The 2979-nt window shown below is 38.1% G+C and carries 3 protein-coding genes; 1 reads left to right on the top strand and 2 read right to left on the bottom strand.

Annotated features, from left to right (window positions below; all coding sequences use genetic code 11):
- Positions 1 to 285: 285 nt before the first annotated feature.
- Positions 286 to 1053 carry a hypothetical protein gene (locus tag BLV86_RS15915; RefSeq protein WP_090819488.1) on the bottom strand — a complete coding sequence of 256 codons (768 nt, stop codon included), beginning with the start codon at positions 1051 to 1053 and terminating at the stop codon, positions 286 to 288.
- A 150-nt stretch (positions 1054 to 1203) separates the two neighbouring features.
- A complete protein-coding gene (locus BLV86_RS15910; protein ID WP_090819485.1) occupies positions 1204 to 2346 on the bottom strand; it encodes a hypothetical protein in 1143 nt (380 codons plus the stop codon).
- A 115-nt stretch (positions 2347 to 2461) separates the two neighbouring features.
- On the opposite strand from BLV86_RS15910, the gene BLV86_RS17975 reads away from it, so the two are divergent.
- Positions 2462 to 2979, top strand: a 518-nt coding sequence (locus BLV86_RS17975) for a hypothetical protein (RefSeq protein ID WP_175456591.1), incomplete at its 3' end; no start/stop codon positions are given.

The following is a 2979-nucleotide window of genomic DNA, read 5'->3' as shown; positions in this document are numbered from 1 at the left end:
GAAATATGAATGTTGTTTTAACATTATCTAGTCATCAAAAAACGCCATTAGAGCCTTATATATCAACGGTCTGTAGGTATTTTTCGGTGACTAGATATTTTTAATGACGATAAACTAGTAATATCCTATATAATATTGCTGACGAAACCTTATACATCAAGGGAAAGGACACTTTCTTTATTGGACGATAAAATTTATTTCAATAAAAAAAGTGCCTGCAGAAAATCCGCAAACACTTTTCAAAATCCATATTTTCTATGATGAAATCAGGGATTCACAATCCAATCAATCCTTGTCGGAGTCTATCACATCTGCATCCAGAAGCTTCTTCCAAGCTTCATCTATATCCTTATACTCCATATGAGTCTCAGGATTCACATCCTGCATGATGAAAGCAGAAATATCTACGTCGGCATCTGCCGTGAAGTATTTTCCATCTATTGCTGTAAAATCGTTTACCACAAATGTGTCGAACAAAGTAGAAGTCTCATTCAGCTTTTCATCTTCGTGATCTCTTCCTTCGAGGGTTCCCATGAATCCGAAATAGTAGACAGATTTCTTTTCTGTTGAATCACTCTTTTCGGCTTTCATCAGTTTAAAATCACCTACTTCATCACCAACGGACATGTCGTTTAGGGATGTTCCATTCTTCATGAGACGCATTGCTTCATACGCTCCGTCCTTGCCGCCGATAGTACCTTTCAACAACGGTACTTCAACTTTCACGAAAACTAATGAGTCGTATGCAACTTGGCTTCTTATAGCAGGATCTTTTGTTTTCTCAGCCCCTGGGTCAAGTGCCATAAGGTAATCAGGATCACCTTCACCATCGTCGCTGGTACCCTCTTCTCCGTCCGGTCCATAAAGAATTTTATCAAGTTCATCCTCGATGATTGTTGCTGCATCATTGTCATTGGATTTTCCGGCAACTACTGAGAAGATGTTCTCTGTTGTGGATGTTATTCCTCTGTATCCGGCCATTGCGCCTGTCATAGAGCATAAACCCATTATTGATATGCCACCTATGATACCTAATTTCTTTATAAGCTTCATGTATTCAATCTCCTTTTCGGTGTTATAGTGCTTTTCGCCATCAAAACAATTATGGGGGAGGTTTTGACCTTATTAGTTTTTTTTGAAAAATTCAATTAAAAAATGAGCCTCATTGTTGAAGCTCATTTCAAACACCATTTCCCTTATATTTTACGGAGCGAGATCATCCATGTCATCAGCCATATCATAAAACATATCCTGGTCTATAAATCCGTTTCCCTCGTCATTCTGACCGGAATCCCATTGATCTAAATTTTCTTCTAGGTTTGAAGCAGGAGATACGTCTTCATACTCGAGTATATTGTAGCTATTGCCGCTAAGTCCTTCTTCTATCTCTTGTTCCCTTATCCCGATATTTGCCAGGCATTCCTCAAAAAACACGCATTCGTTTCCATCAAGCGATACGGAATAAGGAACGTGTTCATCTCCCATTTCATCAAAATAAGAAAGCGATAATACTCCGTCCTTGGATATCTGGAGAAAACAGCCAGCGTCTTTTGCGTGTTCTTCTAATTCTTTAATCTTGGGAAGAATATCTTTGAATTCTCTATTGAGCATTCGGTCTACTGTATGAGATACATCATCAAGTTCTTCCCTCAGCTTATTTGTGTCTTCGGGTGAATAGAGATCACCTTCTATATGAGTATCATCTGCATCGTATACGAAGTTTTGATGATAGTTCCCTTCGCTGTCGAGGGTTCTGTCGCTTGTCACGAGATTTAACTGTAGCTTGTGTGCAAGTCTCATGCAGTCATCTCTCACCGTTGTCTTTCTAAGGTTCTTTTCTTCAATCTCCCATTCCCTCAGATTTGTATATTTTATAGGTGTTTCGTTATTCTTCATAGCTTCCCTGTAGTCTGTTTCGTATTCTTCCAAAATAAGTTCTTTGAATTTTTCTGGTTCAGCTATCCGATACTTCTCTATGAGGTCCTTTGCATCTGTCTGAGATATCCCAAGCTGGACCATTCGGACGTATTCCATCTTCCGTATGGTATTAAGAACATCCCTAGATGCGGTATCGAACATTTCTTTCTGTTCGTTAAATTCCTTTTTAAGATCTTCCGGTATAGCCGGAGCCGGTGATAGATCGATACCCAATGTGTTTTTGAGAAATTCATTCATCAGTCTTAGAATCGGATTTCTTATTCTTTGAGCTGATTGTGCATCTCGGTATTTCTCTATTTCCTTTTGGATCTCAAGCTGTCTATCTAGAGATGTCTGTATCTTTTCGCTGCTCTGTATTGCGTGGAATATATCACTGTAAGATAGTTCCACATTCTGTACTTTTGCCATTATTTCTTTTTTTCCTTTTTAGAATGTATTTTAGATTCATTCTAATTATGCACGGAGATTTTGGCTTATTAGTAAAAAAAGGTACCACAAAAGTACCATTTTGGAGGTATATAATATGGCAACAAAGAACGGTGTTTATCAGATGGATAATGGATTCTGGGCTTATCGTTTTTCAATTCTGATTGATGGAAAACGAATTTCCAGAAAAAAGACTACAGATGAATTTGGCGGTAAGTTGAAATCTCAAGCAGCTGCTACAAAGGCTAGGGCTGCCGCAATTACTTCTGCACATATAGAAATGGAGCGAAAACATAAGATCTCCAGAAGAACAGTGAAGGAAGTTTTTGATGAATACTGCCAGAACGGAAGGAAGGACAGAGCATATAAAACTATACTAAAACAAGATTCTTTATGGAAAAATCATCTCTGTGATAAATGGGGCAAGCGCTTTGTGGATGATATTTCTGTTGCAGAGGTTAATGATTACCTTTCTTCTCTTTATTATGAGAACGAATACTCCTATCAGTACACAGAATCCTTCTTGAAAATGTTCTATCTTATTTTCGGTCAGGCATACTCACGAAACTATCTTGATGTAGACACCTACAATAAGCTCTGTGTAAACAAAAACAC

Source organism: Oribacterium sp. KHPX15, from assembly GCF_900107835.1.
GTDB lineage: Bacteria > Bacillota > Clostridia > Lachnospirales > Lachnospiraceae > Oribacterium.
This window is presented reverse-complemented; position numbering and strand designations above follow the sequence as displayed.